Origin of the sequence: Planomonospora parontospora, from assembly GCA_014647935.1 — a bacterium.
In the GTDB taxonomy this organism is placed as follows: domain Bacteria; phylum Actinomycetota; class Actinomycetes; order Streptosporangiales; family Streptosporangiaceae; genus Planomonospora; species Planomonospora parontospora.
Genome location: BMQD01000016.1, coordinates 51,528 through 77,343, shown reverse-complemented (window position 1 = coordinate 77,343; position 25,816 = coordinate 51,528). Strand labels below are relative to the sequence as shown.

Here is a 25,816-nt window from a genome sequence, read left to right as displayed (position 1 = left end):
GTGCCGCGCACCGTACTGATCACCGGAGCCACCGGGACCGTGTCCAGCGCGCTGATGGACGCGCTGCAGGGAACCGGGTTGGGCCTCCGCGCCCTCGTCCGCGAGGCATCCGGAGCCGACGGCCCGCGCGGGCGGGGCGCCGAGGTCTTCGTCGGCGACCTCGGCGACGCCCGGTCGCTGCCGCCCGCCTTCGAGGGCGTGCAGGACGTGTGGCTGCTCACCCCGAACGGCCCGCGCGCTCCGGAGCACAGCATGAACGCCGTGTGGGCCGCCCGCCAGGCCGGGGTGGAGCGCATCGTGCGCCTGTCCGTGGTCGGCGCGGCGCACGACGCGCCGAACCGCAGCGGCAGGCTGCACGCGCTGTCCGACCGGGAGACCGAGCGGTGCGGCATGCGCTGGACGATCCTGCGCCCGCACTGGTTCATGCAGAACCTGCTGAACGAGGCGGGCGACGTCTCCGCCACCGGCACGTTCTCCCTGAACATGGCCTCGGCGCGGATCGGCATGATCGACGCGCGCGACATCGCCGAGTGCGCCGCCCGCGTGCTCCTCGACGGCCCGGACCGCCACCACGGCGAGACGTACACCCTCACCGGCCCGCGCTCGGTGACGTTCGACGAGGTCGCCGACCGGCTGAGCCTCGCGCTCGGCAGGCCGGTCGCGTACGTGCCGGTCGGCCACGACGCCAAGCGCGGCGCACTGCTCGGCCACGGCGTTCCGAAATGGATCGCCGACATGCTCGAGGAGTACGCACGGGCATACGCCGCCGGCTGGGGGGACTTCACCACCGGCACGGTCGCCGACCTGCTCGGCCGCCCCCCGCGCGACGTCGCCGACTTCGTCCGCGACCACGCCGCCGCGTTCGCCCCGGTCGGCGGGCACTGAACGGGAATTGCGGTGAAATGCACAATACGGGCGCTCGTGGAGAAGTTTACCCGGACATAGATATTCCATCCTTATATGCCCCTCCAGTTACCCCGTGCTTACTCTTGTCTCCCTAGCCTCGGCCTTATGGGGATATGGCTGGGGCCGCACGGCATCGAAGTCGAGGCGCTCGTGGTGAACGATCGACCGTGCCTGCGCGTCACCCGCCTGATCGGCGGGGAACGCGTGCTCGTGGCGGACTGCGCCGACGTGCGGGAGGTGGGCCGCCACGTGGATCTGGCGCAGCTGGTCATGGCCGACAGCGACGAGCGGCAAAGGTTCGGTCACGTCGGGGCGTGACCCCCGCCCGGCCGTGAACTTCCGCCCCCGGCCGGGCGTCGGTGTAGGCAGGGAGGTCGGAATGGAGACGGGAGTTCCGCACGGCCTCGCCTGCGAGGACCTCCGGCTGGAGCTCCTCCTCGTCGAGGCCCTGCAGCGGGAGGCCGAGCGCCTGGCCGCATTCCCCGCGCCCGAGGGATGAAACGGACCGCGCGATCCCCGTAGTGTTGGTCCTCCCGGGCACTGCAGGAAAGAAGTAGATGAACAAGCGCGAGCTGATCGAGAAGGCGGCGGCGGAGGCCGGTCTCACCCGGCGGCAGACCGCCGCGGCGCTGGACGCGATCCTGGACACCATCCAGCACGCCGTCGCGGGCGAGGACAAGGTGGCGATCCCCGGCTTCGGCTCCTTCGAGATCGTCCACAAACCCGCCAGGACCGGCCGCAACCCGCAGACCGGCGAACCGCTGGAGATCGCCGAGACCTGGACGGCCCGGTTCAAGCCCAGCCCCGGGTTCATGGGGCTGATCCGCCAGCGCAAGAAGGACTGAGCCCGCACCGCCCGGCGCGCCCGCCGTCGCAGGGTGCCGGCCCCCGCGGGGACATCGGCCCCCGCGGGGGGCCGGCACCGTGCGGTAGCAGCCCGAGGACCGGTCCCGGCGCGGGAAGGACGGACGCCCCGCCCTACCCGTGCCTCCCCCGTACGGCTCGGGCCGACCAGCGGCCGTCCAGGCGGTCGATCCGCAGGGGGCGGCCGAAGCACTCCGACAGGCCCTCGTCGGTGAGGACCTCCCCCACCGGTCCCGCCGCCTGGATCCGGGCGTCGCGCATCAGCAGCGCGTGCGTCGTGGTCGCCGGCACCTCCTCCAGGTGGTGCGTCACGGTGATCGTGGTCAGCGCCGGCCGTACCGTCGCCAGCTCCTCCAGCACGGTGATCAGGTCCTCGCGGGCGGGCAGGTCGAGCCCGGCGAACGGCTCGTCCAGCAGCAGGATCACCGGATCGGCCATCAGCGCCCTGGCCACCCGGATGCGGGCCCGCTCGCCCTGCGAGCAGACGCGGAACAGCCGGTCGCCCAGGTCCTTGCAGCCCATGTCGGCCAGCAGCCGCCGGGCGCGCTCGTCCTCGCCGGGACCGTAGCGGTCCCAGAGCGGAGCGCTGCTCCCGGTGTAGCCGGTGAGGACGACGGTGTGCGCGGTGGCGCCCTCCTCCTCCAGCAGCTCCTCGTCGACGAGCCGCTGGCTGGCCGCGACCAGGCCGATGCGGCGGCGCAGCTCCCTCAGGTCCACCCGGCCCAGCCGCTGGCCGAGCACCGTGGCCGCGCCCTCACTGGGATGCCGTACGGCGGCGGCCAGCGAGAGCATCGTCGTCTTGCCCGCCCCGTTGGGTCCGAGGACGACCCAGTGCTGGCCGTACTCCACCTGCCAGTCGATGTCCGCCAGCAGCGTCCGCCCGACCACCCGGACCCCGACACCGCTCAGTTCGACCGCACCCGGCACAGCTCCCCCTCCGACTCGGTTGGCGCCGTTCACCCTAACGGGCCGTTCACCCTGACGGATGGCCCCGCCCCCTCCCGGAGGCCTGTACGGCCCCTCAGCCGCCGATCTGCGGCACGGGGCCGGAGGAGGACGGGGAGGAGGAGGCGGCGGTCGGCGTCACGGAGCCGCTCGGGGACGGCGAGGGGCTCTCCCCGTCCCCGGTCTGCGGGATCCGGGTGAAGGAGGGTTCGGGCGCGGCCGTCCCCGTCGGGCAGTCCCTGCCGGGGCCCCGCGCCGCGGCCCCGCCTTCCCCGTCCGCGCAGGGCCGCGGTCCCCCGGGGTCACCGCCCCCGGGCTCGTCGGAGGGTTCTCCGGGATCGCGCGGTCCGTCCGGCGCCGGCTCCTCCGCGTGCCCGCTCACCTGCGGCACCGGCATCGTCCGCGTCGTGGTGACCGTGATCGTGGACGGGCTGACCGGCGGCACGCTCCTGGTCCCGCCGGCCGGAGGGCGGGTCCGGCGGAAGGCGCCGCCCGTGGGCGTGCCGTCGGCCGGGATCACCATCGGCACGTGCTCGGGCGGCCGGGCGCCGCCGCCGCCGAGGACGCCGTTGCCCGCGGCGACGACGGCGAGCACCGCCATGGAGGCCGCGGCCAGCGCGGCGAACCCGGCCTGGGGCAGGTGGGGGCCGTTGCGGGGGGCCCTGCGGGTTCCCCCGGCCGGGACCGGGGGCCGTTCGCGGGCCCGCGGCCGGTTCCGGGACCGGTCCGCCGCCGGACCTGGAACCGGGTGGGCCTGCGGCGGACGGGCCGTCGGCGGGCGGGGCGACGACGGGTCGGGCCACGGGTGGTGGGGCCACGGCGGGTGGGGCGGACCGGTTCCCGGACGCCCCGGCCGCGGATCCGGGCGGCCCTCCGCCTGCGGATCCGGGTGCTCCTCCGCCTGCGGGTACGGGACCGGCGTCCAGACCTCCGCCAGCACCTCGGCCACCGCCACCCGCAGGTCCCACGGGTCTCCCACCCCGCCCACCGCGAGCAGCGCGCCGAGCAGGTCCGCCGCCGGGGGGCGCCGGGCGGGCTCCTTGTCCAGCGCGGCCTCGACCACCGGGCGCAGCAGCGCGGGCACCGCGGCGAGCCGCGGCGGTTCCACCAGGATCCGCCGGGTCAGTTCGTCGGGCTCGCCCGCGCCGAACGGATGGTGGCCGGTCGCCGCGTAGGCGACCAGGCATCCCCAGGAGAAGACGTCGGAGGGCGGCAGGGCCCTGCCTCCGGTGAGGCGTTCCGGAGCCACCCAGCCCGGGCTCCCCATGACCTGCCCGGCCTGGGTGTGGGAGGCGAGGCCGTCCACGTCCCTGGCGATCCCGAAGTCGATGACCCGCGGGCCGGTGTGCGACAGCAGCACGTTGGCGGGCTTCAGGTCGCGGTGGACCAGCCCGGCCTCGTGCACCGCCGTCAGCGCGGCGGCCACGCCCAGGGCGACGCCGTAGGCGAGGTCGGGGGTGAGCGGGCCGCGGGCGGAGACCACCTGGGAGAGCGAGGGACCGGGGACGTACTCGGAGACCAGGTAGGGCCGTTCCCGGTCGGTGCCGTCCTCGATCACCGCGGCGGTGCAGAACGGGACCACCCGGCGGGAGAACTCCACTTCCTCCGCGAACCGGGCGCGGAGCGTGGGATCGTCGAGATGCACCGGGTGCGGCGTCTTGATCGCGACCACGCCGCCGCGCGGGTGCTCGGCCAGGTAGACCACGCCCATGCCGCCGGCGCCGAGCCGGCCGAGCAGGAGATGGCGGCCGATGGTGACCGGGTCCCCCACGGTCAGCGGCCGCACGCCAGGGGGCATCCCGTTCCCGGGGCCGGTTCCGCCACGTGCCATCCGGATGAGCCTCTCGTGTGCGCGCTACGGCAAGCACACTGTGACCCGGTGGAGCGGGCCCTCGCGCCCGACCCGTCACAAGCACTATGGCGGGTAAGGCGAATGATCCCTGGAGGTAAGTAACCGGTGGGGTCGGAGGTGCTGGAAACACCGGCGCGATCTGCGGGAAAGGTCCTCCGGCCCCGGCTCCATCCCCCGGCCCTCGGCTCCATCCCCCCGACCCCGGCCCCGTTCTCCCGGCCGGCCACCGCCGGACCGGACCGGATGGCGAGGCCGGGCGGACCGGGCCGGGCGGCGAGGCCGTACCCGGCGGCGACCGCCCCGTCAGGCCGCGGCCGAGCCGGTCCCGGCGGCGGGGTCCGGGGTGAGGAGGTCCGCGGCGAGCAGGTCCGCGGCACCGGGATCCGCGGCACGCAGGTCCGCGGCGAGCGGACCGCCGTCGGAGGTGTCCGCCGCGGGGACGTCCCCGGCGGAGAGCGCCCGGGCCGCGCTCAGGAAGCGGGCGATGTGCAGGAACGCCTGGCGCGCCTCGGGGAGGATGTCGGCCAGGAGGGGGAAGACGTGCGGCATCCGCCGCCACTCCTCGTAGGTCACCGGCACGCCCGCCTCGCGGGCGCGTTCGGCGACGCGGCGGCCCTCGTCGCGGAGGACCTCGGTGGAACCGGTGACGATCATCAGCGGCGGCAGTCCCGCGTAGTCGCCCAGCACCGGGGAGACCAGGGGGTCGCGGGGGTCGAGGCCGGAGGTCCAGCGCCGGGCGAGCCAGTCGACACGACCGGCCGGGATCAGCGGGTCGGCCAGGCGGTTGACCCGGCGGGGGGTGTCGGTGAGGTCGGTCCACGGGGACAGGCACACGGCGGCCGCGGGCAGCGGGAGCCCCCGGTCGCGCAGCGCCAGCAGGGCGGCCAGGGTGAGGTGACCGCCCGCCGAGTCGCCGGCGAACAGGACGTCGGCCGGGTCGTAGCCTCGTTCCAGCAGGCACCGGTAGGCGGCGAGCGCGTCCTCGAGCGACTCGGCCAGCGTGTGCACCGGGCCCTGGCGGTAGTCGAGGGCCAGCACCGGGCGGCGGGCGGCGACCGACAGGCGCCAGGTGATCGGCCGGTGGGTGGCCGGGGAGCAGACGAAGTAGGCGCCGCCGTGGAAGTAGAGCAGGACCCTGCGCTCGTCGAGCTCCCGCCCGGCGCGGACCCACTCCCCCTCGCACCCTCCGAAGGACTCCCCCTCGACGGTCACATGCCCCGGCAACCGGAGCGGGACCTTCTTGGCGAGGGCGACGATCCGCGAGGCGGCGACCACGCTGGCGTCCGACCGCAGCAGCAGCCCGGAGATCGGCTTGAAGGTGCCGCGCAGGATCGTGTTGAGCGCCGTGGCCTGCCAGCTGACGGGGTAACCGGGGCAGACGTCCACGTTGATCTCGTCGTTCATGCGGGCACCTCCTTGACAGGAGGATGCCCTTCAGAACTTCCTTCTACCATTCCGCGAAGATATCGCCATGGTTACGGATATGTGACGAGATGTCCCATATCTCTCCGTAGCCGGAGTCCGGCCGGCCGCGGATGCGCACCGCAAAACCCGTTGCCCCGGGCCCGGGCCGCGGGGAAAATGACACGGCCGCCCCGGTGCACCGGAACCTCCATGGAGGACGTCTTCCTGCTCTACGCGCGCATCGCCGCCTACGGCTTCCGCCGTCACTCCGCCTACCGCGCCGCCGCCCTCGCCGGAGCCTTCACCAACAGCGTCTTCGGCATCCTCCGCGCCTACGTCCTGATCGCCCTCTGGCAGGCCCGCCCAGGCCTCGCCGGATACGACGTGACGGACGCCGTCACCTTCTGCTTCCTCAGCCAGGCGTTCATCGGTCCCATGCAGGTCTTCGGCGGCGGGCTGCAGCTCGCCGGGCGCGTGCGCAGCGGGGACGTCGCCGTCGACCTGCTGCGCCCGGCCTCCCTGCAGCTGTGGAGCCTCGCCGACGACCTGGGCCGCGCCGCCTACCTGTTCCTGCTGCGCAGCCTGCCGCCCACCTTTCTCGGCGCCGCCCTCTTCGGCATCGTCGTGCCGGCCGGTCCGGCGGCCTGGGCCGCCTTCGCCGCCTCCTTCACCCTGGGCGTGCTGGTCAGCTTCGCCCTGCGCTACCTGACGGCGCTGTCGTGCTTCTGGATCGTCGACGACCAGGGCGTGCAGTCGCTCTCGCTGGTGCTGACGCTCTTCCTCAGCGGCATGGTCCTGCCCCTGAACCTGTTCCCCGGCTGGTTCGGCGAGTTGACCCGCACCCTGCCCTGGGCGGCCATGGTCCAGGTCCCCGCCGACGTCTACCTCGGCAAGCGGGACGTCCTGGAGGCGCTCGCCTTCCAGATCTCGTGGGCGGCGGCGCTGCTCGCGCTGGGCGCACTGGCCACCCGAGCCGCCCGCCGCAAGGTGGTGGTCCAGGGTGGCTGACCCGGGACGGTCCGAGCCGGACCGCGCCGCGGGCGCCCGGGACGGAGCCGCCCGTGGTTAGGACCTACCTGCTGCTCGCGTGGACCTGGCTGCGCGCCTCCGCCCAGTACCCCGTGTCGCTGGCGATGATGGTCCTCGGCTCGTTCGCCGTCAACGCCCTGGACGTCGCGGCCATCTGGATCATCTTCCAGCACACCGGCTCGCTCGGCGGGTTCGGCCTGGCCGAGGTCATGTTCCTGTACGGCACCGCGGACATGTCCTTCGCCCTGGCCGACACGCTCTTCGGCAACGTCGACCGGCTCAGCCACCACATCCGGAGCGGGAGCTTCGACACCATGCTGATCCGGCCGGCCTCCGCGTTCGTCCAGATGGCGACCGACCGCTTCAGCGTGCACCGCTTCGGCCGGCTCGCCCAGTCCGCGGTGGTGCTCGGCATCGCCCTGCCCCGGCTCGGCCTGCCCTGGGAGCGGACCTGGATGGTGCCGCTGATGATCGCCTGCGGAGTCGTCATCTTCGCCGCGATCTTCACCCTCGGCGGGGCCCTGCAGTTCCTGCTCACCGACGCCCCGGAGGTGGCCAACGCCTTCACCTACGGCGGCAGCGCGCTGACCCAGTACCCCCTGAGCGTCTACGGCGAGCAGCTCGTCAGGGGGGTGACGTTCGTCGTCCCGCTGGCGTTCGTCAACTGGCAGCCGGCCCTGTACGTGCTGGACCGGCCCGACCCCCTCGGCCTGCCGTACTGGCTGCGCTTCGCCGCGCCGCTCGCCGCCCTGCTGCTCGCCCTGGCCGCCGCGCTGGCCTGGCGGGCCGGCATCCGCCGCTACCGTTCCACGGGGAGTTGACCAGATGATCGAAGTCGACCGGGCCGGGCGTTCCTTCACCGTCGGCCGGGGCAGCGCCCGGCGGACCGTGCACGCCGTGCGGGATCTGTCGTTCACGGTCGGGGCCGGGGAGTTCGTCGGCTATCTCGGCCCCAACGGCGCGGGCAAGTCCACCACCATCAAGATGCTCACCGGCGTCCTGGCCCCCACCTCGGGCCGGCTGCGGGTGGCCGGGCTCGACCCGACGCGCCGCCGTACCGCGCTCGCGCGCAGGATCGGGGTGGTCTTCGGACAGCGGACCACCCTGTGGTGGGACCTGCCGCTGAAGGACAGTTTCCAGCTGATCCGATATCTTTACAAAGTAGATCGGATTGATTTCCGGAGGCGGCTGGACGAGCTGGCCGGCCTGCTCGACCTCGGGTCCTTCATGGACACTCCGGTCCGCCAGCTCAGCCTCGGCCAGCGCATGCGCGGCGACGTCACCGCCGCCCTCCTGCACGACCCCGCCGTCCTGGTCCTGGACGAACCGACGATCGGCCTCGACGTGGTGAGCAAGGCCGCCATGCGCGACTTCCTGCGCCGCCTCAACGCCGAGCGCGGCACGACCGTCCTGCTCACCACCCACGACCTGGGCGACATCGAGAAGCTCTGCCGCCGCGTCATGCTCATCGACCACGGCAGGCTCGGATTCGACGGCACCCTCGACGAACTGCGCGCCACGGGTCCGGACGGCGATTCCCTGGAGGAGGTCGTCGCCAGGCTCTACACCGGCTCGGCTCCTGGGACGCCCGCGCCCCCGTGAAGGTCCCGGCGCCACGCCCGTCCGCTCCTCACCCGCTCCGGGCGCGGGCCCCCTCCTCGCATCCGTTCCGGCCGGGCACGTGTCTCCTGCCTACTCCGGCCGGGCGCGCGGCCACGACGCGGCGGCCAGGACCGCCGCCAGCGGCGGCACCGTGACCAGGAACGCCGTCCGCAGGTCGAGCGCGGCCCCGAGAACGGCCAGCGCCGCGGGCGCCGCCAGGATCGCGGTGCCGGAGGCGAGTGCGCCGTACGCCGCCGACCGCGCCGCGGTGAGCCCCGGCACCTGGACCAGCCGGGCGAGCGTCACCGGGTAGAGCGGCGCGATCCCCAGCCCGGCGGCGAGCAGCCCGGCCGCGACCGGTGCGGGCGAGGCGGTCAGGGCGACGGCCAGGGTTCCGGCCGCCGCGAACCCGCACCCCAGCGGGACGACCGGGACCCCCCGCCCCAGCAGGCGCGGTGCCGCGAGCCGACCGGCCGCCATCCCCACCAGGAACGCGGTGGCCGTCGCGGCGGCCGCCGCCGCGGTCAGCCCGGTGTCCTGCAGCCGGGTCGTGGCCCAGATCGTGAAGCAGAACTCCATCGACACGGCCGCCACGATGGCGGCCCACGCCCCGGCCGCCCGCCGCCCCACCGGCGGGCCCGAGCCACCGCCCCCCTGCGCCGGATGGGAGCCGCGTACCGGAGAGGAGTCGTGCGCCCGAGAGGGGACGTGCGCCCGAAAGGGACCGTGCGACGGAGAGGGGTCGTGCGCCCGGCCGCCGGAGTCCGCCTCGGGCCGGGAACTCCGCGGGCCGGCGGGCGGTCGCCGGTCGCGGGCGCCGGAGTCCGCCGGCGGGCGGGCCCGGGAGTCGGCCGCGAGGAACAGCAGCGGCGGGACGGCCAGCAGGAGGGCGAGCCGGCCGTTCGCACCGACGGCGTCGAGGGCGCCGATGGCGGGCGGTCCGAGCAGGGCGCTGACGCTCGCCGCCGCGTTGGCGCGGGCGAGACGGGCGGCGGCGTCCGGGCCGTGCAGCAGGGCCGGGGTGACCAGGACGAGCCCGGCCGCGCCGAGGCCCAGCAGGAGCGCGCCGGTGGCGGCGGCCGCCGCCATCGGCGCGACGGCGAGCAGCGCCGCACCGGCGGCGGCCACCAGGGCGGCCGTCAGCAGCGCCGGCCGGGGTCCCGGGCGCAGCACCAGTGGTCCCGCCGCTCCGACGACCAGCAGGCCGGCCCCGAAGGACGACGACAACCAGGCCAGCTCGCCGGGATGCACGCCGAGATCGCGGGCGAGCAGCACCAGGCACGCGCCGAGGCTGTTGACGGTGAACCCGAGTGCCGCCTGCGCGAATCCGACCTGCCGGACGACCCGCCGCTCCCCCGGCGCGCTCCCGCGGCCGTCCCGCACGGCGGCTCCCGGCCGCTGCCCGTGCTCCCCCGCCCGCGCCGACCGGACGCGTTCGACAGACGCGCCGGAGTCGAGGAGAGTGCCGTCCATGTCCAGGAGCATCGCCTCGGTCGTTCGGTCCAGCCGTGGCACGGCGTCCTCCTTCAATAAACTCGTCGGTCGAGGATAAAGAGAGGGCGGTGCCCATGACAAGCCCCGCAGGTCGTCCGTCCTCCCGCGCTGCCTCCGTCCGCGCGCGGGACGCCCGCTGGCGCGGTGCGCTGGCCGTACTGGAGGAGATGCGCCGGGAACCGGGCGTCACCCGGGCGGGCGTGGCGCAGCGGCTCGGGCTGACCACCGGCTCGGCCACCGAGATCACCGCACGGCTGCGGGAGCTGGGGCTGCTCGCCGAGACCCCCGCCGCCGCCTCCGGCCGGGGGCGGCCGACCACGGTGCTGCACCCCCATCCGGACGGCCCGGTCGTCATCGCGGTCGACATCCGGCAGGAGGACTGGCGGATCGCGGTCGCGGCGCTCGACGGCAGGCCGCACGTCGCCGAAGCGGGCACGCACGCCAGCCGCGAGCCCGGCCGGGTGGTCACCGTGATCGCGGAAGCGGTGCGGCGCGCCTGCGAACGGCACGGCGGCCGGGTCCGGGCCGTGTCGGTGGCCGTCGCCGCGACGGTCCGGCACGGCGGGGTCGTGCAGTCCGCCGCGCTGGGCTGGGATGCGGTGGATCTCACCGGGTTGGTGCCCGATCCGCGCCTGCCGCTGCTCGTCGGCAACGACGCGACGCTGGCCGGCGCCGCCGAGGCCCGTTACGGCGCCGCCGCGACGGCCGGCACCGCGCTGCACGTCACGATCGAGGTCGGCGTGGGCGGCACCCTGGTCGTGGACGGCCGTCCTGTCGCGGGCGCGGCCGGCGCCGGCGGGGAGTTCGGCCACCTGCCGTTCGGCGACCCCGCGCTGCGCTGCCCGTGCGGCGCGACGGGGTGCTGGGATCTCACCGTCGACGGGCGGGCCATCGCCCGCCACCTCGGGGAGCCGCCGCCCCGTGATCCGCGCAGCTACGCGCAGGCGGCCGTGGACAGGGCGGCGCGGGACGCGCCGGCCCGGTCCGCGGTGGGCCGCGCCGCGAGCGCGTTCGGCCGCGGCCTCGCCGGGCTGATCAACGCCTTCGACCCCGACATCGTCACGCTCGGCGGCTTCGCCGAGCCGCTGCGCGCCGCGGCCGCTCCGGAGTTCGGCACGGCCCTGGCCGGCGGGCTGATGCGCTTCCGCCGCCCGGATCCGCCGCCCGTGGTGGCCGCCGCTCTCGGCGGGGACGGCGCGCTGCACGGGGCCGCGGTCACCGCGCTCGACGGCGTCCTCACGGAGGAGGGCCTCAGCGCCTGGGCGGCCGGGCGCGCCGGCTGAACGCGCGGCCCGGACAGGACGTCAGCGGCCGGGCGGACCGGTGACGATGGCGATGGCGAGGACGAGGACGAGGACGCTGGCGGGCCGATACGCGAGCGGAGACGTCCGGCCGGAACGGCGCGGAACGGACGGTGCGGCGTCCCCGTCCATCAGTAGTAGGCCCGGTCGTTCGACTCCTCGTACTCGTCGCCGTCCTCGTCCCCGTCCTGTCCGGCCCAGCGGGAGGGCAGCAGGACGGGGATGAACAGGGCGACGCCGAGGAGGGCGTAGACACCGGTGGTGAGCAGGATGCGCATGCCACGGCCCGCCTGGAGCAGCACCTCGTGGAAGGTCGGGTTGACGGGCAGGAATCCCAGGCCCCGGCCGGTGTCCAGGACGTAGACCACGGTCCAGGCGAGCAGGACCATCGACGGGACGAAGCAGGCCACCGGGGAGACCCGGCCGACGATCAGCAGGCCGATCAGGAGGCCGGTCCCGGCCATCGCCGCCAGCGCGGCCCAGTTCTGCCCGGTGCCGGTGGCGGGCGGGGCGACGCCCTGGGCGGGCTGGAGGGCGAGGCCCATCTCCGCCGCCGCCCATCCCGCGCCGAGCAGGAGGACCGCCGTCACCACCAGTCCGATGAGCAGTCCGAAGACGTGCCGCATCCCCCACCACCTCGGCCTCGACATGTTCTGGTCGCGGCAACCATAGCCACAAAAGCGGCAAAGCTGCAGGGATCACATGCTTTCGGTTCACCGAGCCCGATGCCGGACCCGATGCAGAGCTCCGCACCGGAGTCGATCCCGGGCCGTCACCGTGAGAGCATGGCTCGCGTCATGCTCGCCCTCCTCCCGCTCCGGCTCACGCGCGCGGCCGCCTTCTCCGCCGTCTGCGTGACGCTCGCCGCCCTCGGCCACGTCGCCGCAGGCGGTTCGGGCCCGGAGCCGTGGGCACTGGTCGCGGGAGCGTCGGCGGTGGCGGTCCTGTCCGCGTCGCTCGCCGGACGCGAGCGGTCCGCCGGCACGGTCACCACGGTGCTGACCGGAGCGCAGGCGGTCCTGCACGAGCTGTTCGCCCTGGGCGGCGGCCCCGCCGCGCCCTCCCTCGCCGGGCACCTCCACGGCCGGGGGCTGGGCCAGAGCCTGGGCATGCTCCTGGCCCACCTGACCGCCACACTGATCACCGGCTGGTGGCTGGCCCGCGGCGAGACCGCCCTGTGGGCGCTGCTGCGCGCGGCCGCCCACCACCTGGGATCGGCGTTCCGGCTGCTCACCGGAGCCGTGCCCCTCCCCGTCCCGCCGTCCGCCCCGCTCCCGGCGCTGCCGCCCGTCCCCGCCCGGGGCCTTCTCCGCCACACCGTCAGCCGACGCGGTCCTCCACTTCCCGCCGTCTGACCCATCCCCCCGATTCACCCGTTCTCGTCGAAGTGGAGATCTCCCATGTCGTTTTCCGCCGCGCGCCGCGCCCTGGCCGTCACCGCCGGTGCCGCCGCCCTCACGCTCGGCCTGGCCGTACCGGCCCTCGCGCACGTCACGATCAACCCAGGCAGCGCCGAGCAGGGCGGCTTCACCAAGGTCGCCTTCCGGGTGCCGAACGAGCGCGACGACGCCTCGACCAGCAAGGTCGAGGTGACCTTCCCCACCGACCACCCGCTGGCCTTCGTCTCGGTCAAGCCGGTGCCGGGCTGGAAGGTCGAGGTGACCGAGGGCGAGCTGCCCAAGCCGGTCACCACCGAGTACGGCGAGCTGACCGAGGCCGTCACGAAGGTCACCTGGTCGGGCGGGAAGATCGAACCCGGCCAGTTCCAGGAGTTCGAGGTGTCGATGGGCAGACTGCCCGCCGACACCGACCGGCTGGTCTTCCCCGCGACCCAGACCTACAGCAGCGGCGAGGTCGTGGCCTGGGACGACGAGCCGAAGGCCGACGGCTCCGAGCCCGAGCACCCCGCCCCGGTCCTGAGGCTCACCCCGGCCGCCGCCGGGAGCGACGGGCACGGCGGCCACCCGGCCTCTCCGGGGGCGCACGCGACGCCGTCGGTCGCCCCGGCCGCCGTCGCCGCCGGCGCGCCGGCCGGCTCCTCCGACGGCACCGCCCGCCTGCTCGGCGGCGCCGGCCTGGCCGCCGGACTGGCCGGGCTCGCGGCAGGGCTGCTCGGCCTGCGCCGCGGGAGCCGTACGGCCCCCGCGGCCGGCCCGGACGCGAAGCGCCCTTGAGGCGGCGGTCCCGCGGAGGGCACAGCGCTCCGCGGGACCGCGCCGTCCCCACCGTCCCCACCGGGGGCCTCAGGCTGCGCCGACCTCGCCGAGGCCTCAGGCGGTGACGTCCCTGCCGGTGAAGCGGGCCCAGGCGACCGAACCGAAGATCGCGGTGTAGGCGGCGAAGACCAGCAGGCCCTGCCCCATCTCCGCGGTCGCCACCGGGTCGCGCAGGACCCCGTCGAACCCGCTCCACCAGTGCGTCAGCAGGTACGGCTGGAGCCCCGACAGCTGCGGGATGGCGCTGACGACCTGGGCGGCGATGACCAGCACCACGGTGGCGGCGATGGCGCCGACGGCCACCTCCGTCAGCGTCGACAGGGCCAGCGAGACGGCGGCCAGGGCGGCCATCCCCGCCGTGGCGTAGAGGACGACGACGCCGATCCTGAGCACCCCCTCGGCGAAGGGGATCGTCGTGCCCGACAGCAGCGTGATCGGTCCCGCGGGGAACAGCGCCAGCCCGGTGAGCAGCGCGGACAGCGCCACCAGGGCGACCGCCGCCAGGCTGAAGAGGACCGCGCCCGCGTACTTGACGGTCAGCAGCCTGGTCCGGCCCGCTGGGGCGGTGAGCAGGTAGCGCAGCGTACCGCCGCCCGCCTCCCCGGCGATGCCGTCCCCGGCGACCACCGCGACGGCCACGGGCAGCATCAGCTGCACCAGCAGCGCGAGCGCGGCGAAGGTGAGGAAGAGCCCGTTCCCGGCGATCTGTGCGAAGATCGCTCCTCCGCCGCCGGCCTCGCCCTCGTCCGGGCCGCCGAACAGGCGCAGCGCCGCGCCCAGCAGGACCGGCACGAGCGCCAGGACGGCGAGCATGGCGATGTTGCGCGGCCGCCGGAAGATCAGCCCGGTCTCCGAGACGAGCAGCCGCGACCAGGCCCGCACCGCGCCCGGCCGTCTCGCCGGCCCCTCGGTGATCCCGGCGAGAGCCCCGGCCCGCGTCCCGGCGGCCGGGCCGGTTCCCGCCCCGGTTCCCGCCCCGGTTCCCGTCCCGGCTCCCGGCCCGGCCTCCGCCGTCTCCGGCACCGCCCCGGCCGCCGTCCCCACCGCCGGATCAACCGCCGCGTCAGCCGTCGACATCGAAACCCTCCCCGGTCAGTCCCACGAACACGTCCTCCAGGCTCGGCCGGTGCACGGCCAGCCCGCGTACCGCGACACCGCCTGCCACCAGGGCGGCGGTGACGCGCTCGGGCGGGAGCGCGCCGAGCGCCGCACCGGCCTCCGCCGCACCGGTCCGGACCTCCGTCAGCCCGAGCCCGGCCAGTACGGCGGCGGCCGCGGCGGGGTCCGGCGTCTCCACCCGGACCCTGGCCTCCTCCCCCGCCCGGAGCTCGGCGACCGGGCCCTCGGCCACCAGCCGGCCGGCGCGCATGACGCCGACGTGGGTGCACATCTGCTCGATCTCGGCCAGCAGGTGAGAGGAGACGAAGACGGTCGTCCCACCGGAGGCGACCTCCGCGACGAGCGAGCGCACCTCGCGGGTGCCCTGCGGGTCCAGCCCGTTGGTCGGCTCGTCGAGGATCAGCAGCTCCCTCGGGCCGAGCAGCGCGGCGGCGATGGCGAGCCGCTGGCGCATGCCCAGCGAGTAGGCGCGGTAGCGCTTGCGGGCCGCCGCGGTCAGCCCGACCCGCTCCAGGGCGAGGCCGATCCGGCTCGCGGCGGTGCGCGGGTCGGCGGCCGGGTCGGCGGCGTCGTAGCGGCGCAGGTTCGCCTCACCGGACAGGTAGGGGTAGAACGCCGGTCCCTCTACCAGCGCCCCCACCCGGGGCAGCACGGCGCCGATCCCGCCGGGCATCGGCGTGCCGAGCAGTTCCCAGTCGCCCGCCGTCGGGGCGACGAGCCCGAGCAGCATGCGGATCGTCGTGGTCTTGCCCGAGCCGTTCGGGCCGAGGAAGCCGAAGACCGAGCCGCGCGGCACGGCCAGGTCGAGGCGGTCCACGGCCACCTGCCCGCCGCGGAAGCGCTTGGTCAGTCCCCGGATCACGATCGCGTGGTCCGCCGAGTTCCCGGCCGGCGGGGACGGTGCGGCGCCCCCGCCGGCCGGGGCGGTCCCCTCCCCGCGGGCGGTCCGGGCGGTCTCCTCCCCCGGGGCGGTCCTGTCCGTGCGGGGGGTCTGGTCGGTGCGGACGGTCACCACGGGTGCTCCTTCGGTCGTCCGGTCCTGGGCGGGAGGCGGGGACGCCGCGACGGGCGTCCCCGGGGGCACGCTCACTTCCGGCCGGCCACCTCGACCAGCTTCTCGGGGGTGACCGCCCCGACGAGCAGGCGGCCGTCGTCGGTGAGCAATGCGGAGACCAGCTTGGTCCGGATGACCTTGCCGCTGCCCCACGTCCCGCTGACCGGGGTGGCGGATTTCAGCAGGGCCTCGGCCACGGCGTCCGCATCCCTGGCGGCCTCGGCCGCCTCGCCGCCGGGGGCCTGCTCCGGCTTGCCCTCCTGGAGGTCCCGCAGGGAGAAGGGGAGCACGGCGACCGCCGTCCAGCCCTTGCCGACGATCTCGGCCTCGCCCTTCATCTCCTCGCCCTTGTCCTGCCGCTCCGTGAGCCCGGGGGCGAGGTCGGAGAGCGACTTCTCCTCGACCTCGGCTCCCGGCGGCGGGGTGAAGGTGAAGTTCTCCGGAGCGGGCGGGGTGAAGGTCACCGTGGTGAAGCCCACCTCGAAGGCCGGTTCGGCCGAGCCCTCGGCGTAGACCTGGACCCGCAGCGGGGTCAGGGTCTCCCCGTCGAGCGCCAGCCTGATCTCCTTCACCAGGGACGAGGCGTCCTTGGGCGCGAGGGTGAGCTGGTAGGCGTCACGTCCGGCGACCTTCTCGTTGCTGGTCACGCCGACCGCGGTGTCGGCGTCGGCCCGCTTGAGCAGTTCCTGCGCGATCTGCTGCGGCGTGCCCCCCTGGGGCAGCGCCCCGGTGGGCCCGGGGCCGTGCGTCCCCCGCCCGGGCCCGTGTCCGGCACCGTGTCCGGCACCGTGTCCGGCACCGTGTCCGGCACCGTGTCCGGCACCGTGCTCGGCGAGCTCCGCGGGGTCGGCCTTGACGCGGGTGGCCCTGTTCGCGTCGCTCTCCCAGAGCCAGGCCTGACCGCCTCCGACGATCAGGTCGGTCTCGCTCATCCGGCCGGGCAGCGCCAGGCGGACCTTGTCGGCGCCGCCGTACCAGACCTTCAGCTCGTGGGAGCCGGCGAGCAGCGCGGTGGGCGAGCTGCCGCCCGTCCCCGTCACCTGCGGCAGCCCCGGCAGGCCGAAGGAGGAGGTCTGCACGAGGGTGCCGGACATGGGCTTCAGCCCGGACTCGCTCGCCCGGACGGCGTCGGCGAGCAACTGCTCGGCGGTGCGCTCGGGCAGCGCCGGGTCCCCCTGGACCGCCGCGATGACCGGGCCCGCGCCGACGGCTCCCGCGACCACCGCGACCGCGGCGATCGGCACGCCCCACCTCACGGCGCGGCCTCTTCGGGCCCGCCGGTGTTCCTGCTCTGACATGTCACTCCCTTACGGTATGTCTTTCATGTCCGTCTGTGCCTTCACCAGCAGCCTGCATGGGCGGTCCTGTGCGGGAGCTGAGACGAGCTGAGAGCCTCCACAGGGTTCTCAGCCGCCTCTCAGCGGTGCTGGCCGAAGATGGGGCGGACGAAGAGGAGGCAGGGATGAGGGTTCTCGTCGTGGAGGACGAGCGGCGGATGGCCGCGGCGCTCCAGCGCGGGCTGCAGGCCGAGGGGTTCGCGGTCGACCTCGCGCACGACGGCGAGGACGGCCTGCACCTGGCCAGGCAGGGCGACTACGACGTGGTCGTGCTGGACATCATGCTGCCCAGGCTCTCGGGCTACAACGTCTGCAAACAGCTGCGGGCCGAGGAGAACTGGGTGCCGATCCTGATGTTGTCGGCCAAGGACGGCGAGTACGACATGGCCGACGGCCTGGATCTGGGCGCCGACGACTACCTCACCAAACCGTTCTCCTACGTGGTGCTGGTGGCCAGGCTCCGGGCCCTGCTGCGGCGCGGCGCCGGGCGGCGGCCCGCCGTGCTGCGGGCCGGGGACCTGTCGCTGGACCCGGCCCGGCGGAAGGTCAGCCGGGGGCGGACGCCGGTGGAGCTGACGCCCCGGGAGTTCGCCCTGCTGGAGTACCTGCTCCGGCGGCACGACGAGGTGGTGTCGAAGACCGAGATCCTGGAGCACGTCTGGGACACCTTCGACACCGATCCGAACGTCGTCGAGGTCTACGTGGGCTACCTGCGCCGCAAGATCGACGTGCCGTTCTCCCGCAACGCGCTGCAGACCGTGCGGGGAGCCGGATACCGGCTGGCCGGCGATGGCGGCTGAGCCCTCCGGAGCCCCCGGTGTTCCCGGTGCTCCCGGCGTTCCCGCTTCTCCGGGGGGTCCCGGATCCACCGGATCTCCTCGCGGGGCCGCCCGCGGCGACGGGCGGAGGCGGGGCTCGGGCGCCCGCCGTACGGCCGGGTGGTGGCGGCGCAGGAGCCTGCGCTTCCGGCTGACCGCGGTCGCCTCGGCGGTGCTGGCGGTGGCGCTGGCCGTCTCCGCCTACGTGATGATGGGCGTGCTGGCCCGGGCGCTGCTGGACCGGATCGACGAGTCGCTCTACCAGCGGGCCCGGGAGATGGTCTCGCTCGCCGACGCCGGGCGGCTGCCCGGCGAGCTGACCTCGCCCGACGGCACCCTGATCCAGGTGCTCGACGCCGCCGGGCGGATCACCCACGCCACCACCGGCACCGACCGGCTCGTGCCGCTGCTGGACGCCCGGGAGCGGGCCGCCTCGCTGGCGCAGGGCCGCGCGCGTTTCCTGGGCGGCGAGCCGTACGGGATCCCGCACCTGCTGCGGGTGCGGGTGCTCAGCGCGGACCGGGGGCAGACGGTGATCGCGGCGCGGGTCTTCAGCGAGGTGGAGACCAGCATCTCCACCGCCGGGCGGGTGCTGCTCGTCGGCACTCCCCTGCTGCTGGTGCTGCTGGCCACGGTCAGCTGGGTGATCGTCGGCCGGACCCTGCGGCCCATCACCGCACTGCGCCGCGGCGCCGAGGAGATCACCGGCACCGCCCGGTCCCGCCGCCTGCCGGTGCCCGAGTCGCGCGACGAGGTCTACAGCCTGGCCACCACGCTCAACGCCATGCTGGACCGGCTGGAACGGGCCGACGCCCGGCAGCGCTCCCTGGTCTCCGACGCCGCGCACGAGCTGCGCAGCCCGCTGGCCAGCATCCGGCTCCAGCTGGAGGTGGCGCTCGGCCACCCGGGCGGCGCGGACGACTGGCGGGAGACCGCCGAGGGCGTGCTGGAGGACACCACGCGCCTGACCCGGCTGGCGGAGGACCTGCTCGCGCTGGCGCGCCTGGACGAGCGGGGCGGCGCGCTCGCGCGCCGCGAGCCGGTCAGGCTGGACGAGCTGGTCCCGCAGACCGTCGAGCGGTACGGCGCGGCGGTCACGGTGAGGATCGTCGGTGCTCCCGGCAGGCCCGGCGGCCCCGGTGGCCCCGGGGACGCGGGACGGGCCGGTGCCCCGGCGTTCCCGGTGGCCCCGACCGGCGTGCGGGGCGGCGGGGAGGACGGCGCGGCCGTCGTGGTGGCCGGGGACGCGCTGGACCTGGGGCGGGTGGTGGTCAACCTGGTCGACAACGCGCTGCGGCACACCGTCTCGCCGGTGGTGGTCGAGCTGCGCACCGAGGGCGCGGACGCGGTGCTGACGGTGGCCGATGACGGGCCCGGCATCCCCGAGGCCGACCGGGAGCGGGTCTTCGACCGGTTCACCCGGCTGGACAGCGCACGCAGCCGCGACGAGGGCGGGGCGGGCCTGGGTCTGGCGATCGTCCGCGAGACGGTCGACGCGCACGGCGGCGCGGTGCACCTGGAGGACGCCGCCCCGGGCCTGCGCGCGGTGGTGCGCCTCCCGCTCTCCTGACCAGGCGGGCGACCGCCGCGGCCCCGGCGCCCCCGCCGTGCGCCGTTTCCGCGCGCACCTGCACCGCACGGTCCACCAGGCCCTCGGCCTGCCCGGCGACCCGCCCTGACCCCCTCCCGGCGCGGTGCTCGACGCACTCCCGGCCGACCGGCGGAAGGCGGTGCCGGTCCGCTTCCTCCCGGCGAGCCACGACCGGCCGGGAAGGCGTCCATAACAAATCGATTCACCCGAGTCAGGATCTTGCGGTAAACGGCCGGGCGGTCCACTATGGGTGCACCCCCTCCCTCCGGGAGAGCCCGCGAGAGGGGCCGGAGCCACCATCGCCGAGGCGTCCCCCCGCCTCGTGATCGGGCCGCCCGCCTATCCCCCCAGGCGGGCGGCCCGCTTCCGTTCCGGCCGCCTCTCCCGCGCCCGCTCCCCACCGGGCCCCGCTTCCGCCCGGTGGAGCCGCCCCCGGCCGCCTCAGGGAAGCTCGGCGAACCGCTCCACGTCCTCGATCTTCCCGGCGATGATGATCACGTCGCCGTAGCCGAGGACCGTGTCGGAGCCGGCGTAGGTGAACTCCTCGTGCTCGCCCTTGACGCAGACCACCGTCACGCCGTACTTGCGGCGCAGGTTGGTCTCCCCGAGCGGCACGCCGGTGTAGTCCCTCGGCGGGCGGGTCTTGACCAGCGCGTAGTTGGCGTCGACCTCCATGTAGTCGAGCATCCGCCCGTTGAGCAGGTGCGCCACCCGCTCCCCCATGTCGTGCTCGGGGAGGATCACGTGGTGGGCGCCGACCCGTTCCAGGATGCGCCCGTGGTCACGGCTGATCGCCTTGGCCCAGATGTCCTCGATCTCCAGCTCCACCAGCAGGGAGGTGGTCAGGATGCTGGACTCCAGGTCGGTGCCGATGGCGACCACGGCCCGGTAGAAGTCGGGCACGCCGAGCTGGCGCAGCGCCTCCAGGTCGGTGGAGTCGGCGGCGACGACGTGGGTGAGCCTGCCCGACATGCTCTGCACCACCTTCGGCCGGCTGTCGATCGCCAGCACCTCGGTGCCCCGCCGCACCAGCTCCGCCGCCAGCGAACTGCCGAACCGGCCGAGCCCGATCACCACGACCGGGTCGTTCCTCGTGTCAGGCAACGATCGTCCTCTCCTGGGGTTCACCGCGGGGATGGCGTCACGGGGCGCGGGCACGCCCTGCCCGGACCGGCGGGCACGGGTGCGCGGCCGGCGGCTCCCGCCGGGGCGGAGGCGGGCCCGTGGACACGCCCACCGTAGCGAACCCCGGAACCGTCCCGTACGGGGTGCGCCCGTACGGAGTACGTTCCCCGGGGCCGCCGGAGAAGTCGGCCCGCCGGACCGGTGCGCCGGTGACGGCGTGGACGGGGTCCCACGCGGCCCCGGCGGTCCCGGGGCGTCTCGCTCCGGGGCGTCCGCCGGGCCGGCACCCGCACGATCCGGACGCATCGCGGAACCCCCGGATCCGGACCGACAGGTACGATCAAGGCATGACGGCCCCTGATCGCGGACAGGTGTGATGCGTTTCCGCATGCTGGGCCCGCTGGAGGTCCGGAACGGAGAGCGGGCGGCCGCGCTCGGCGGGGCCAGGCAGAAGTCGGCGCTCGCCCTGCTCCTGCTGCACGCCAACCGGACGGTGGCGACGAGCAGACTGCTGGACGCGCTCTGGCCTGCGGGACAGGCTCCGCCCTCGGCGCGCAAGATCCTGCAGAACGCCGTCTCGGGCCTGCGCGGGACCCTGGCCGGCGACGGGCGGGCGGCGGGCGGGGCGGTGCTGGTCACCCGTCCTCCCGGATACATGCTCACGGTCGATCCCGAGCAGGTCGATCTCCACGTGTTCGAGCGGCTGGTCGCCCAGGGCCGTGCCCGGCTCGCCCGGGGCGAGTACGCCCAGGCCGCCGCGGACCTCCGGGAGGCGCTCGGCCTGTGGCGCGGCCCCGCGCTCGCCGACCTGGCCGAGACCGGCGTCTCCTGGCCGGAGCTGGCGGCGGTGGAGAACGCCCGGCTCGACGCGACGGAGGACTACTTCGAGGCGGCGCTGGCCTGCGGCCGGCATCACGAGGTGGTGCGCGAACTCGAGGCCGCGGTGCGGAGCGAGCCGCTGCGCGAGAGGTCATGCGGCCACCTCATGCTCGCCCTCTACCGGTGCGGGCGCCAGGCGGACGCCCTGGAGACGTACGAGCGGACACGCACCGCGCTGGTCGAGGATCTGGGCGTCGATCCCGGCCACGAGCTGCGGGCGCTGCAGCGGGCGATCCTCAACCACGATCCCGCCCTCCGCCCGGCCGCGGCAGCCGGGCTCCCCGCTCCGGTCGAGGCGGCCGGGGCGGCGGGCGCCTCCCGGGACGGCACGGCCTCCGTGGAGGAGTGCCTGACCGGGCACTCGCTGCCCATCGTGGACCGCGAGTACGAGCTGGCCGTCGTCCAGGGGATGCTGGAGCGGGTCCGGCACCGGCGCAGGCCGCACCTGGTGACGGTGCTGGGCGGGCCCGGCCTCGGCAAGACCCGCTTCCTGATCGAGGTCGAGCGCCGGCTCGTCAGCCGGACGCAGAGCGCCCGCTATCTGGTGAGCCGGTGCCCGGCCACCGGCGTCACGATCCAGAGCCTGGGCGGCGCCCCCCGGCTGCCGACCTCGGAGCTCACCCGCCTCGAGGGGATGCTGGCGGTGGACGGCGCCCAGGACGCCGCCCGCATGGCGGCGGTGTGGAAGGAGTTCCTCGCCGGCCACCCGCTGGACCTTCCGCTGGTCCTGGTCATCGATGATCTGCACCGGGGGCCGGACGCCCTGCTGGAGTTCGTGGACGGACTGGCCGCGGGTTCCGATCCGGTCCCCGTGCTGGTCGTCGCCGCCGCCCGCGCGGACCTGCTGGACCGCAGGCCCTGCTGGGGCGGCGGAGGGTCCGACTCCGCCGTGCTCACGCTGGACCGGCTCTCCGACACGGCGGTGGACCAGCTGCTCGACTTCCTGTGGCTCACCGGCGCGGTGGAGCCGCACGGCCCGCCCGGCGACCGGCGCGGCCACCTGCGCGGGCTGCTGCGGGCGGCCGTGCGGCCGCCGGAACCGCTGAGCCGTTGAACCCGGGGGAGGGACCGTCCGGCCCGGCCGGCCTCCCCGCGGCCGTCCCGGCGGCGACGGGTCCTACCGTTCGCGCATCTGCTCGATCAGCCGGGCGTAGCCGTCGGCGGCGTGGCCGTCGTCGATCGCCCGTTCGACCATGGCCCTGGTCCGGCCGGGCGCATCGGCGTCGACGCCCCGGATCCGGCTCTCGTGGATCAGGTGGCCGAGCGGCGACAGGTGGGTCTCCAATGTCGCGTCGTGCGCCGCGTACTCGCCCGCGTCGATCTGCTCGGCCATGGGGGGCAGGAACGAGGCCACCCCGCCCAGCCAGCCGGTGGCGAACGGCACGAACGCGGTCGCCGGGATCTTCTCGGTGCCGACCAGCGCCGCGGCGTGCAGGAACCCGTTGAGCGTCGACCACATGATGTCCAGCAGGGCCACGTCGTACAGCGCCGGGATGCCGGTGTCGGGACCCAGGTAGGTGGCGCCCCCGCCCAGCCGTTCCAGCACCGGCCTGCTCTCGTCGAAGAGCTCCTGCTCCCCGCCGTAGAGGATGACGGCCTCGGACGTGCCGATGCCCTGCGGGGTCATCATGATCGCGCCGTCGAGGTAGCCGATCCCGTGTCCGGCGGCCCAGCCGGCCAGGTCGCGCGCCTCCTGCGACGTCCCGGAGGTCAGGTTGACCACCACCCGGCCGGCCAGCGCCGCGCGCACCGGCTCCAGGACCTCCCGTACCGCGTCGTAGTCGCGGACGCAGACGACGACCACCTGCCCGGCCGCGACCGCGTCGCCGACCGCGGCCGCGCGCACCGCACCCTGCGCGACGAGGTCGTCGCCCCTGCCCGCGGAGCGGTTCCAGACCGTCGTCGGGTGACCGCCGGCGAGGAACGCGCCGGCCAGGGCGGCGCCCATCATGCCCAGACCCAGGACGGTGACGGCTGGACGCTCACTGTTCATGTGCATGCTCCGAATCATTCGAGTGGATCGCGGGAGGCCGAGCAGCCGCTCGGCGCTCGCCGGGACCGGGCCGGCGAGGCGGCCGGTCCCGAGGGCTCCACCCTGCACGGGCGCGTCCACCGGACGCCCACCGCTCCGTTCCGGCACCCCCCGGCGACCGGTTACCGGCCCGTTACCGGCACGCCCGGACCCGCACGCGCGTCCTCCGGTGACGTGTCCGTACGGGTCCACCGCGCCGGACGGGATCCGGCCGGCCGACCGTCGTTCCCAGACCGGCTCCCGCCGGCGGACCGTCGCTTCCAGGCCGACTCCCGCCGTCCGACCACCACTCTCAGACCGGCTCCCGCCGGCGGACCGTTGCTCTCAGGCGGGGCAGGAGCCCTGTCGCAGCGCGGTGACGGCGGCGAGGGCGGCGCGGGCGGAGGCGGCGTCGTGGACGCGGAAGACCCGGGCGCCCTGCCAGGCGGAGACCGCCAGGGTGGCCATGGTCCCGGCGTGCCGCTCGTCGACCGGGAGCCCGCCCAGGGTCTCGCCGACGAAGTCCTTGTTGGAGACCGCGACGAGCACCGGCCAGCCGGTGGCGACCATCTCGTCCAGGCGGCGGCCCACCTCCAGGGAGTGGTAGGTGTTCTTGCCGAAGTCGTGGGCCGGGTCGATGAGGATCGACTCGCGGGCGACCCCGGCCGCGACCGCCCGCTCGGCCAGGTCCACGGTGTAGCCGATCACGTCGGCCACCACGTCGGCGTAGGCGATGCGGTGCGGGCGGGTGCGCGGGGCGACGCGCCCGGCGTGCGCGCAGACCAGGCCGATGCCGTGCGCGGCGGCGACCTCGGCGAGAGCGGGGTCCACGCCGCCCCAGGTGTCGTTGAGCAGGTCGGCGCCGGCCTGCGCCACCACCTCGCCGACCTCCGCGCGCCAGGTGTCGACGCTGACGATCAGATCGGGATGGCGTCCGCGGACCGCCGCGACCAGGTCGGCCACCCGGCGGATCTCCTCGGCCGGGTCCACCTCGTCGCCGGGGCCCGCCTTGACCCCGCCGATGTCGACGATGTCGGCGCCGCCGGCGACCGCCCGGTCCACCGCCTCCAGGGCGGCGTCGAATCCGTAGGTCCTGCCTTTGTCGAAGAACGAGTCGGGGGTGCGGTTGACCACCGCCATGATCGCGAACTCGCCGGGCCGGAACTCACGGCCGCGCAGACGCAAGATAGTCATCGGGACCGAGCCTACCGCCCGGTGCCGGAGAGGCCGGCGCTCCCACCTGCGCCGCCTCTGTGGGTTCTGCTGACAACCGACGTGCCAGGCGTTCCTAGGCGGCCGACCCACCCTCGGCCACGGTCAGGAACTCCTGCGCGATGGCGGGCAGACGCCGCCTCGCGTGGACGAGCGCGATCACCCGGCGGAGCGAGGGATCGAGCGACCGGACCACGAGTCCGGCCCGGACGGCCTGCTCGGCCGTCCCGCGGTACCAGAGCAGGGAGGCCGCGCCCGCCCGGACCGGCTCCAGCCGGTCGTCGCGTCCGTCGGTCTCCAAGGCCGCCACGGGGGCGACGCCGTACTTGGCGAACAGGGAGTCGAACTCCCTGCGCCGGATGCCGCCCGGGGCCGGGAGGACCAGCGGCATGCCGTCGAGCATGCGCACCGGCACCGGGTCGGGCAGGTCGAGGCCGGGCGGGGAGATCAGCACGATCTCCTGCCGCTCCAGCGGGTGGCTGATCAGGTCGGCGGGGACGGGCAGGTCCGTGAGGCCGAGGTCGGCCCGCTGGTCCCTGATGGCGCTGACCACGCCGTCCCGTCCGTCGCAACGGACGATGTGCACGCGCACCTTGGGGTGCTCCGCGCTGTAGGCGCGGAGGATGCGGCCCGCCACCCCCGGCTCGAGGCCGGGTGGGGAGGCGATGCGCAGTTCCGCCTCGGGCGACCGGCCCTGGGCGGAGAGCGCCTCGATCTCGTGGACGGCGTCGAGCGCCTCCCGGGCCAGCTTGACCACCCGGCGCCCCTGCGCCGTGACGATCACGCCGCGCCCGGAGCGGGCGAACAACGTCATCCCGAGCTCGCGTTCCAGATCCCTGATCGCACGGGAAAGCGCAGGTTGTGCGATGTACAGCGACCTGGCCGCATCGGTCATGGTGCGGTGCTCCGCCGTCGCGACCACGTAGCGGAGCTGCTGCAGATTCATGGCTCCGAAGCTAGGACACGGCGACCGGCCCGGTCCTGCACATCGCGGAGATCACCTCAGATGATTTCGGACGGTAGCCGAATACGGTCACATCCGTGACGAATGATAAAT

The 25,816-nt window shown here is 75.1% G+C and carries 24 protein-coding genes; 12 read left to right on the top strand and 12 right to left on the bottom strand.

The genetic code is table 11. The features are described from left to right. The 3 genes from IEZ07_RS23890 to IEZ07_RS23880 all read left to right on the top strand — a co-directional run bounded on the left by IEZ07_RS23890 (position 1) and on the right by IEZ07_RS23880 (position 1,751). Positions 1-885, top strand: coding sequence for an SDR family oxidoreductase (locus tag IEZ07_RS23890; protein ID WP_191896777.1), 885 nt, complete (start codon positions 1-3; stop codon positions 883-885). A gap of 126 nt (positions 886-1,011) precedes the next feature. Beyond that, entirely contained in the window at positions 1,012-1,224 is a 213-nt protein-coding gene (locus IEZ07_RS23885) for a hypothetical protein (RefSeq protein ID WP_153054023.1), read from the top strand. Positions 1,225-1,463: 239 nt separating this feature from the next. After that, positions 1,464-1,751, top strand: coding sequence for an HU family DNA-binding protein (locus IEZ07_RS23880; protein WP_068893833.1), 288 nt, complete (start codon positions 1,464-1,466; stop codon positions 1,749-1,751). A 133-nt stretch (positions 1,752-1,884) separates the two neighbouring features. Here the strand turns inward: IEZ07_RS23880 and IEZ07_RS23875 are convergent, their stop codons facing one another. The 3 genes from IEZ07_RS23875 to IEZ07_RS23865 all read right to left on the bottom strand — a co-directional run bounded on the left by IEZ07_RS23875 (position 1,885) and on the right by IEZ07_RS23865 (position 5,971). Further along, positions 1,885-2,697, bottom strand: a complete 813-nt coding sequence (locus IEZ07_RS23875) for an ABC transporter ATP-binding protein (RefSeq protein WP_196467459.1) — start codon at positions 2,695-2,697, stop codon at positions 1,885-1,887. A gap of 94 nt (positions 2,698-2,791) precedes the next feature. After that, positions 2,792-4,513 carry a protein kinase domain-containing protein gene (locus tag IEZ07_RS23870; RefSeq protein ID WP_191896775.1) on the bottom strand — a complete coding sequence of 574 codons (1,722 nt, stop codon included), beginning with the start codon at positions 4,511-4,513 and terminating at the stop codon, positions 2,792-2,794. A 357-nt stretch (positions 4,514-4,870) separates the two neighbouring features. Next, a complete protein-coding gene (locus IEZ07_RS23865) occupies positions 4,871-5,971 on the bottom strand; it encodes an alpha/beta hydrolase (RefSeq protein ID WP_191896774.1) in 1,101 nt (366 codons plus the stop codon). A gap of 210 nt (positions 5,972-6,181) precedes the next feature. On the opposite strand from IEZ07_RS23865, the gene IEZ07_RS23860 reads away from it, so the two are divergent. From IEZ07_RS23860 to IEZ07_RS23850, 3 genes are read left to right on the top strand one after another with little or no spacing between them, the layout of a single operon-like run. Continuing rightward, complete coding sequence (locus tag IEZ07_RS23860; protein WP_191896773.1) at positions 6,182-6,979, top strand: ABC transporter permease; 798 nt, start codon at positions 6,182-6,184, stop codon at positions 6,977-6,979. Between the two features lie 53 nt (positions 6,980-7,032). Beyond that, positions 7,033-7,821: an ABC transporter permease gene (locus tag IEZ07_RS23855; RefSeq protein WP_191896772.1), complete on the top strand. Its 789-nt coding sequence runs from the start codon at positions 7,033-7,035 to the stop codon at positions 7,819-7,821. A 4-nt stretch (positions 7,822-7,825) separates the two neighbouring features. Next, positions 7,826-8,602, top strand: a complete 777-nt coding sequence (locus IEZ07_RS23850) for an ABC transporter ATP-binding protein (protein WP_191896771.1) — start codon at positions 7,826-7,828, stop codon at positions 8,600-8,602. Between the two features lie 90 nt (positions 8,603-8,692). Here IEZ07_RS23850 and IEZ07_RS23845 read toward each other — a convergent pair whose 3' ends face one another. Next, positions 8,693-10,117 (bottom strand): MFS transporter, encoded by a 1,425-nt coding sequence (locus tag IEZ07_RS23845; RefSeq protein WP_191896770.1) that lies wholly within the window; start codon positions 10,115-10,117, stop codon positions 8,693-8,695. 53 nt (positions 10,118-10,170) lie between these two features. Here IEZ07_RS23845 and IEZ07_RS23840 point away from each other — a divergent pair, with 53 nt between their 5' ends. Then, positions 10,171-11,379 (top strand): ROK family transcriptional regulator, encoded by a 1,209-nt coding sequence (locus IEZ07_RS23840; protein WP_191896890.1) that lies wholly within the window; start codon positions 10,171-10,173, stop codon positions 11,377-11,379. Between the two features lie 149 nt (positions 11,380-11,528). Here IEZ07_RS23840 and IEZ07_RS23835 read toward each other — a convergent pair whose 3' ends face one another. Beyond that, entirely contained in the window at positions 11,529-12,023 is a 495-nt protein-coding gene (locus tag IEZ07_RS23835; protein WP_191896769.1) for a hypothetical protein, read from the bottom strand. A gap of 159 nt (positions 12,024-12,182) precedes the next feature. Here IEZ07_RS23835 and IEZ07_RS23830 point away from each other — a divergent pair, with 159 nt between their 5' ends. Beyond that, the gene (locus tag IEZ07_RS23830; protein WP_191896768.1) at positions 12,183-12,752 is read left to right on the top strand and encodes an MFS transporter; all 570 of its coding nucleotides are present in this window, start codon (positions 12,183-12,185) and stop codon (positions 12,750-12,752) included. A 45-nt stretch (positions 12,753-12,797) separates the two neighbouring features. After that, positions 12,798-13,571: a YcnI family copper-binding membrane protein gene (locus IEZ07_RS23825; protein WP_191896767.1), complete on the top strand. Its 774-nt coding sequence runs from the start codon at positions 12,798-12,800 to the stop codon at positions 13,569-13,571. Between the two features lie 96 nt (positions 13,572-13,667). Here the strand turns inward: IEZ07_RS23825 and IEZ07_RS23820 are convergent, their stop codons facing one another. The 3 genes from IEZ07_RS23820 to IEZ07_RS23810 all read right to left on the bottom strand — a co-directional run bounded on the left by IEZ07_RS23820 (position 13,668) and on the right by IEZ07_RS23810 (position 17,030). Further along, complete coding sequence (locus IEZ07_RS23820; protein ID WP_191896766.1) at positions 13,668-14,690, bottom strand: DUF2705 family protein; 1,023 nt, start codon at positions 14,688-14,690, stop codon at positions 13,668-13,670. Next, entirely contained in the window at positions 14,677-15,744 is a 1,068-nt protein-coding gene (locus tag IEZ07_RS23815) for an ABC transporter ATP-binding protein (RefSeq protein WP_191896765.1), read from the bottom strand. Before IEZ07_RS23815 ends, IEZ07_RS23820 begins: the two co-directional genes overlap by 14 nt. Before the next feature lie 74 nt (positions 15,745-15,818). Beyond that, entirely contained in the window at positions 15,819-17,030 is a 1,212-nt protein-coding gene (locus tag IEZ07_RS23810) for a LolA family protein (protein ID WP_239320353.1), read from the bottom strand. Positions 17,031-17,248: 218 nt separating this feature from the next. On the opposite strand from IEZ07_RS23810, the gene IEZ07_RS23805 reads away from it, so the two are divergent. After that, on the top strand, positions 17,249-17,923 hold the full coding sequence (locus IEZ07_RS23805; protein WP_068893852.1) for a response regulator transcription factor: 675 nt from the start codon (positions 17,249-17,251) through the stop codon (positions 17,921-17,923). Continuing rightward, positions 17,913-19,511, top strand: a complete 1,599-nt coding sequence (locus tag IEZ07_RS23800) for an ATP-binding protein (RefSeq protein WP_191896763.1) — start codon at positions 17,913-17,915, stop codon at positions 19,509-19,511. Before IEZ07_RS23805 ends, IEZ07_RS23800 begins: the two co-directional genes overlap by 11 nt. Before the next feature lie 462 nt (positions 19,512-19,973). Here IEZ07_RS23800 and IEZ07_RS23795 read toward each other — a convergent pair whose 3' ends face one another. Next, positions 19,974-20,636: a potassium channel family protein gene (locus tag IEZ07_RS23795; protein WP_191896762.1), complete on the bottom strand. Its 663-nt coding sequence runs from the start codon at positions 20,634-20,636 to the stop codon at positions 19,974-19,976. Between the two features lie 397 nt (positions 20,637-21,033). Between IEZ07_RS23795 and IEZ07_RS23790 the strand changes: the two genes are divergently transcribed. Continuing rightward, entirely contained in the window at positions 21,034-22,590 is a 1,557-nt protein-coding gene (locus IEZ07_RS23790) for an AfsR/SARP family transcriptional regulator (RefSeq protein ID WP_191896761.1), read from the top strand. Between the two features lie 63 nt (positions 22,591-22,653). Here the strand turns inward: IEZ07_RS23790 and IEZ07_RS23785 are convergent, their stop codons facing one another. The 3 genes from IEZ07_RS23785 to IEZ07_RS23775 form a co-directional block, all read right to left on the bottom strand. After that, the gene (locus tag IEZ07_RS23785; RefSeq protein WP_191896760.1) at positions 22,654-23,535 is read right to left on the bottom strand and encodes an NAD(P)-dependent oxidoreductase; all 882 of its coding nucleotides are present in this window, start codon (positions 23,533-23,535) and stop codon (positions 22,654-22,656) included. 357 nt (positions 23,536-23,892) lie between these two features. Then, entirely contained in the window at positions 23,893-24,741 is an 849-nt protein-coding gene (gene folP, locus IEZ07_RS23780) for a dihydropteroate synthase (RefSeq protein WP_191896759.1), read from the bottom strand. Positions 24,742-24,835: 94 nt separating this feature from the next. Further along, the gene (locus IEZ07_RS23775; RefSeq protein ID WP_068893856.1) at positions 24,836-25,705 is read right to left on the bottom strand and encodes a LysR family transcriptional regulator; all 870 of its coding nucleotides are present in this window, start codon (positions 25,703-25,705) and stop codon (positions 24,836-24,838) included. Positions 25,706-25,816 lie beyond the last annotated feature (111 nt).

Coding starts and splice junctions, on each gene's coding strand:
- IEZ07_RS23825 (WP_191896767.1), top strand. CDS start 12,798: ATGTCGTTTTCCGCCGCGCGCCGCGCCCTGGCCGTCACCGCCGGTGCC.
- IEZ07_RS23790 (WP_191896761.1), top strand. CDS start 21,034: ATGCGTTTCCGCATGCTGGGCCCGCTGGAGGTCCGGAACGGAGAGCGG.
- IEZ07_RS23830 (WP_191896768.1), top strand. CDS start 12,183: ATGGCTCGCGTCATGCTCGCCCTCCTCCCGCTCCGGCTCACGCGCGCG.
- IEZ07_RS23860 (WP_191896773.1), top strand. CDS start 6,182: ATGGAGGACGTCTTCCTGCTCTACGCGCGCATCGCCGCCTACGGCTTC.
- IEZ07_RS23850 (WP_191896771.1), top strand. CDS start 7,826: ATGATCGAAGTCGACCGGGCCGGGCGTTCCTTCACCGTCGGCCGGGGC.
- IEZ07_RS23885 (WP_153054023.1), top strand. CDS start 1,012: ATGGGGATATGGCTGGGGCCGCACGGCATCGAAGTCGAGGCGCTCGTG.
- IEZ07_RS23865 (WP_191896774.1), bottom strand. CDS start 5,971: ATGAACGACGAGATCAACGTGGACGTCTGCCCCGGTTACCCCGTCAGC.
- IEZ07_RS23835 (WP_191896769.1), bottom strand. CDS start 12,023: ATGCGGCACGTCTTCGGACTGCTCATCGGACTGGTGGTGACGGCGGTC.
- IEZ07_RS23785 (WP_191896760.1), bottom strand. CDS start 23,535: ATGCACATGAACAGTGAGCGTCCAGCCGTCACCGTCCTGGGTCTGGGC.
- IEZ07_RS23805 (WP_068893852.1), top strand. CDS start 17,249: ATGAGGGTTCTCGTCGTGGAGGACGAGCGGCGGATGGCCGCGGCGCTC.
- IEZ07_RS23870 (WP_191896775.1), bottom strand. CDS start 4,513: ATGCCCCCTGGCGTGCGGCCGCTGACCGTGGGGGACCCGGTCACCATC.
- IEZ07_RS23840 (WP_191896890.1), top strand. CDS start 10,171: ATGACAAGCCCCGCAGGTCGTCCGTCCTCCCGCGCTGCCTCCGTCCGC.
- folP (WP_191896759.1), bottom strand. CDS start 24,741: ATGACTATCTTGCGTCTGCGCGGCCGTGAGTTCCGGCCCGGCGAGTTC.
- IEZ07_RS23775 (WP_068893856.1), bottom strand. CDS start 25,705: ATGAATCTGCAGCAGCTCCGCTACGTGGTCGCGACGGCGGAGCACCGC.
- IEZ07_RS23880 (WP_068893833.1), top strand. CDS start 1,464: ATGAACAAGCGCGAGCTGATCGAGAAGGCGGCGGCGGAGGCCGGTCTC.
- IEZ07_RS23820 (WP_191896766.1), bottom strand. CDS start 14,690: ATGTCGACGGCTGACGCGGCGGTTGATCCGGCGGTGGGGACGGCGGCC.
- IEZ07_RS23800 (WP_191896763.1), top strand. CDS start 17,913: ATGGCGGCTGAGCCCTCCGGAGCCCCCGGTGTTCCCGGTGCTCCCGGC.